Raw genomic sequence first — 5,980 nt, 5'->3', positions numbered from 1 at the left:
AACTGTGGTGTGGCGGGACAACCGAGCCGGCAAGGCAGCCAGCAGCTGGACCGCGGCTCGTCCGGCCAGTTCCCTCACGACTGCCCGCACCTGACCGGTCAGCCGGGTGGTGCGCCGCTGGTACCGTTCGAGCAGGCCGGGAACCTGCTCACGAAAGGTCCCCCAGCAGTGCGGCGTCGGACGGACCAGCCGCCGAACCCGCACCCGCAGCACCACCAGGCGGCCATCGACCGGCAGATCGGCGACGGTCCGGCGATGATAGCTGTGGAGCTTCGCCGACGCCGCGCCGCAGCGCGAGCACACCGCAGGGCCTGGCGCCGTCCTGGCCCGAACAACGACCCTCGAACCGTCATCGACAACGTCGTCGATCACCAGCGCTGACAAACCCGAGAACGATAGTCCAACAGCAATATTCACCACGCTCACCAAGGCATCGTGCCGTCAGACCATCACGCTGAGCCACCGGAAGTGAGCCAGAGCCGAAATTGAGACAGAGCCGTTGTATTTACAGTCCCTAATGGGCGACCAGGATGGAGTAGGAAAGTTCTGTCAAGCATAGGTGATCGGTTCTTTCACTTCACCGATCGGCGAATAGGGTGGGTCTGCCCACGCTCGCCTACGAAGACCAGGGTACGGGCCCACGATTCGGATCGAAGCCGTTGAAGTCGGCCAGTTGCCGGTTCGACCGCTGCAAGACCTGAAGCAGAATCGGGTTGTGTTGATTGTGGTAGTAGTTCGTGGCCGCGTCTTGGTGCCGGAGCGCTAGTTGCCGTCCGATGTGTTGGCGAGTATCGCGCCCGGCGTTGCGCCACTCGTCTGGAGTGATGGTTCTGAGCTGGCTTTCATGGTCTGGACGGTCCAAAATGTTCATGATCCGCTGCACGAACTGGTGATCTACTGCGTTCGGGTTCATGGGCGCGGTGGAGTGCCGCACGAAACTGTCCGCGGCGACCACGGCTTGCGCCGCGAAGGCCGGCAGCGCGGCGGCGTCTTGGTGGTTCTCCACCGCGTACCCTGCGGCGAGCGCTTTCTGTAAGGGCGCGAAGCCGTTGGGGTCGTAGTTCTTCATGGTGGCCTTCTGCACGGCCAGCGCACGCTGGGCATCGATCACCTGCTGATCGCTCGCACCCGTCGCCAGCAGAATCGGAGCGATCATCGAGTCCGGGACCTTGCTGTCGCCCAGACCGTCCAGAACATTTTGGACACCGAGCGCGGAGTTGATTCCGCCATCTATTCCGTTCAACCGCCCGGTAACCTTGACTCGCCAGTTCCGGCGGCCAGCATCGTTGTACTCCTGCGATTGCCGCGCCATCGGGGAGGCTGCGATGTTGTTGAGATCCATCCGCTTCTTCCTGCGCGACAGCGGGTTCAACGGGCCCACCGTCGCCCCGAGAAGCCACGCGGTCGCAGGCGAGGCATTGATCGTGTTCAGCATGCTCATCCCGGATATCAGCCCGGCGTGCAGCGAATCGCCAGCGCGAGCATTACCCATGCCTAGTGCCGATCCACCGCCACCTGCACCGCCGGAGCGTGCTCCAGACCCCTGCACGGCGAGCGCGAACCGGTTGGCGATCCAGTCGTTGCCCCTGCCCAGGCTGCGGCTGAGACGCTTGAGCTGGGCGGTGGCGACGATCTCGACGGTGCCCGCGATGACTATCACCGCCATGGTCTGCCCTTTCGCCTGCGCGAACAGATTGCCCATGAACAGCACATAAATGCCGAGGAAGATGGTGTACGCGGTCATCCTGGCGGCCGCGACAAAGCCGTCGACGAGATTGCGGATTAGGAAGGTCTGCGTCGGTCCGTAGACGAATCCGCCTGCGGCGAAGCCGAATATCGACATGAACCCGTGATAGATCGTATCCAGTGCGGCCTTGATGACCCTGATCCCGAGCATCACTGCGAACGCCAATAGGGTGCCGCCGCAGATCAACAACATCAGTCCGGTACCGGCCTGCCCCATGCTCGGGTTCTGCGCTTTGGCGTAGGCGGCGTAATCACCGCAGCGTTGCATGCCCTTACGAACGCGATCGTCATCGCCTTCGGCCATCCCTGCGGACCAGGCGGCTCGGCAGGCCGGTTGCTCGTCGACCACATGTCCGAAATTCCACACCTGCACCGGGCGGCGGGCGAAGTTGTCCGCCAGAGCCTCCTGCATGGTCGTCACCATTTGATTCGGATTCGGATTTGAGTCGCCGTTCAATCCGGCTGCGACCGAAATTCCCAAATCTCGCCCCTTGGCGAGCAATCCGTTAGAAGACAGAACATCGCCGAGCGGTTCGGCCAGGAACACTGGGCCCAGGATCGCCACCCCGAGCATCGTCACGATCTGTAGCACCGCCTTGGCGTGATATCCACGCAGCAAGAACCAGGCAACACAGAACGCGCCGATGGTAGCCGCGGTGGTCAGCAGCATGGGCGTCGCGATCTGAACGGTCAGCCGGTCCGCAACCCCAGTCAGCGCCGAGCCGAACATATTCAGCCATTCAAAGCTCAATGCATTGCCGATCAACCAGATCGCGGTGGTTACGATCGCGATGTAACCGATGAATTCGAAACCGAGGACGGACCAGAGAATGGTGGAGCTCGGGTTCAGCACACCGCCATGGTCGGTCGCGAACGCATAGCTCGCCAGCGGCACGCCATAGGAGTCTCGGATATGCATCCAGCTGATCCCGTCGATTTCGGAGACACCGCTGCCTGTCGTCGCGGCCTGGTACTGGGCACTGGCCACCGCACCGAGGAGTCCGGGAAGGACGAACAGCGCGAGGATTACGATCAGTAGTCGGCCGACGGGCCGCCGCCAACGGCTGGTACAGAACCGACGCGACAACATGACGGGACGCCGACAGTCGTCCCGCGGATCCTCCTCGGATCTCCACCTCGGCCGGATCATGAGAGCGGTGGGGACGATGAAATGGACTCGCGCTCGCTGGTTCTCGCGGTCGATAGGTGGTCGATATTCTGGAACACCCTCGGCGCGAGGTCGGCGATTTCGGAGGGGTTGTCGCGAAGCTGGGGTGTCACATTCGTGAGTTCGGTCAAGGTGCCTGCGAGCTGGTCCCGGTACTGCCCGAGTGCCCCGGAGGTGTTGGCGAGGAAGGTGGTCAGCTGCGTATGGTCGAGTGTCACCTGTAAGCCGGAGATTGTTCGGGGAGCAGTGCGAAGATCTGAGTCATCCAGTCGCTGAAATCGCGGATAGCCCGGTCGTTCGCGGAGAGGATGGCGGTGGTGAGTTCGCTGAGCCGGAGGATGACTTTTCATACCGCGTCCTTGTCCTCGCCGCCGACCTTCAGCGCGGCCGACAGCGCTCCGAGGGTGCCGCGGATCTTCGCGCCGTTGTTTTCGAGCATGGGCTAGAGCACCCACCCCGACATCGGGCCGAGCCTCGCGGCGCCTCCCTGCGGTTTCCACGCTGCAGCGAACTGATCGATAGTCTTGATCGCAGTGTCGGACTCGACCCAGGTGATGGTCCGTGCCATAGCGTCTTTCGGTATATTCACGCGCGGCTCGATCGACAGGCGCATCTCGATGAGTGTGCCTGTCGGCGTGACCTTCTGGACTTTCCCGACTTCGAGTCCGAGGACATGAGCGGGGAGTTGCCTTCGTAGATGCCGGTGATGATGTCGGAATCCGCAGCGATTTGCGCGGTATCGCCCAACGCGTCGTTCGCCGCATTTGGTGCCAGCCAGCAGTTGTCCACAGTGAGTGCCGCCGCGTTGATCGCGAGTGTCTTGACCAGCCTGAACATGGTCACTGAACTGGACTGTCCTCCGCAGCAGCAACCCGGCGGATCCCGCGCATATTTCGGCATACTGGCAGCACCCGGTCCGGGGCATAATAATTCCACCTCGAATACTGGTCGATTATCGGAGGGTCGTGGCGGAAGTTGGTCCGCCGAGCCGGGTGGTGTCTATATCCGGAACGGCACTACCGCAAGGTTCGATAATGGCATCACGGCGCCTAGATATCCACCATTGGCAAAAGTGCCTAGTTTCTATACTACAGCAGACCTTTGCTAAAATTGCTGTGCCAGAAATCGGCTACTGGTAATAACCATTCCGCAGCAGGGGAGCTCTCGCTGCGCTGCTCAACGGAGCAGTGCACGAAGCCGCCCCGCCTCCTTGCTCACCGATCTATTCGCCAGAAATTGGCAGCGGGCGTTTGACTGGCATCCAGGCTCGCAAACTTCATGATGGGCAGCCGACATTGAAATAGTTTCTCGGAGCTCCACATAGATTTAGTATACGCGAACAAGTCGATGGCGCTCATCCGTGGAGATGAACAGCATACGTACGTAGCTTAGCGTCGCATTCCAAGCTTGTAAATATGTGTGACAAGCAGGAGTTTGAGTCCGTATATCTCCGCTATGAGTACGTTCGTTCTCGCACTCATCCGCACTCCGTGATGTAATCGGTGTGTTAGTCGCGCCTTTTGGGCTGTGTAACTGGTGGCGTGGGCGGCAGGTCGACCATCGTTGGATGGAGGTGAGGGCGGACCGGTAGGTAATAAGGTGTGCCAGAAGGCACGGAGTTCGCCGGGGATGAGCGGGATGAGTTCGCTGCCAACACTTTCAGGGCGATGGCTGCGGTGACGCGAGGTAGGTGTGGACGAGCGCGGCCAGGGTGATGTGCCGGTACCAGGCGTCGTAGCGTCGTAGCGGCGTTCGACCGCATCTTCAGCCAACCGGTCACCAGTCCCCGAGCGGGAAACATGGAAAGCTGAGCGAGCAGATGGTTGTGATCCGGCGGTAGTACTCGATCACGGTCGTTCGCCCCGACCGGGGAGGCATGCCCCAAGGCGGGTCGTCAGTCCTTCTGCTTAACGTCGCCCTGCACGGGATGGAAGCAGCAGGGGGAGTTCGCTACCGCAGCTCGGGACTCATGCCGCCGAGTCGGTGGAGGGTTCTCCCGCGCTGGTCAGATATGCCGACGACTCTGTCGCTCTGTGTCATTCGCGAACAGGACGAACAGGTCAAAGCGCGGCTCGCTCCCTGGGTGGAGCCGAGAGGGCTGGTGTTCAAGGAGGACAAGACGCGAATCGTGCACGTCGATATCGGCTTCGATTTCCTCGGATTCAATGTCCGCCGTTATGGCGGCATGCTGTTGACCGAGCCGAGTTATGCTGCTATGAAACGGATTCGGGGAACAGCTACGCACCGAGACGAAGGCTCTGCACGGGCCGGACGTAAGTGCAGTGCCGGACAAGATCGACCCGAGCGTACGGGGGTGGTCGGATTTATTACCGGACGGTGGTGTCCAGCACGGCATTCGTCGCGCTGGACGACTACATGTGGCAGCTCACCTACAAGTGCGCCAAAGCACGGCCATCAGAATAAGTCGAGGTACTGGGCCGTTAACTGGTACTTCGGCCGGTTCAACCAGTCCAGGCAGGACCGGTGGGTTTTCGGCGACCGGGATACCGGCGCTCACCTGCGCCAGTTCGCCTGGACGACGAACGTCCGACACCGAATAGTCACGGGCGCATCGCCTCCGGACGACCCGGCCCTGACCGAGTACTGGTCCGAACGGCGACGCAAAGCGACACCACCGCTACTCGACGCGTTCAGCCTGCGGATTCTCAAGCTGCAGGACGGGCGCTGCCCGCTCTGTGGGAGCTTGCTGCTCACCAGCACCCGCTTGTCCTTGACCCGCCGATGCACCCGGTCCATCAGGACCGCATGGTCGATCGGCTGCGCAGCGAGGTCGTCGAACCGGCGGCCGGGATCGGCCGCCGCCCAACGGTGAAGCTTGGCCTGCATCTCCGATACCCGCCGGCGCGGCCCCACAGGGCCGCCCGGCGCGGCGTCACCGTTCGGTGGCGCATCTTCGGCATTCCAGTCTCCGCCCCTTCTCGAAAACCGATGTTACCCCTCGCCATGTGACCGGCTTTGTCGGGTAGCCCCGGCACATTACTGCGCCGAGGCCCCCTCAGAACCGGACATGCGCCTCGTCGACGCATCACGGCTCAAGCAAGCCCA

Annotated in this window: 2 protein-coding genes; both read right to left on the bottom strand. The window is 61.9% G+C overall.

Annotation, left to right across the window (positions count from 1 at the left end; all coding sequences use genetic code 11):
- The coding region (locus AB0L97_RS38335; protein ID WP_364439915.1) for a transposase family protein at nucleotides 1-426 on the bottom strand (426 nt) is incomplete at its 3' end.
- Nucleotides 427-616: 190 nt separating this feature from the next.
- A complete protein-coding gene (locus AB0L97_RS38330; RefSeq protein WP_364439912.1) occupies nucleotides 617-2,734 on the bottom strand; it encodes a hypothetical protein in 2,118 nt (705 codons plus the stop codon).
- Nucleotides 2,735-5,980 lie beyond the last annotated feature (3,246 nt).

The sequence above is a fragment of the Nocardia sp. NPDC051911 genome (assembly GCF_040681035.1).
GTDB classification, from domain to species: Bacteria; Actinomycetota; Actinomycetes; order Mycobacteriales; family Mycobacteriaceae; genus Nocardia; species Nocardia sichangensis.
This window is presented reverse-complemented; position numbering and strand designations above follow the sequence as displayed.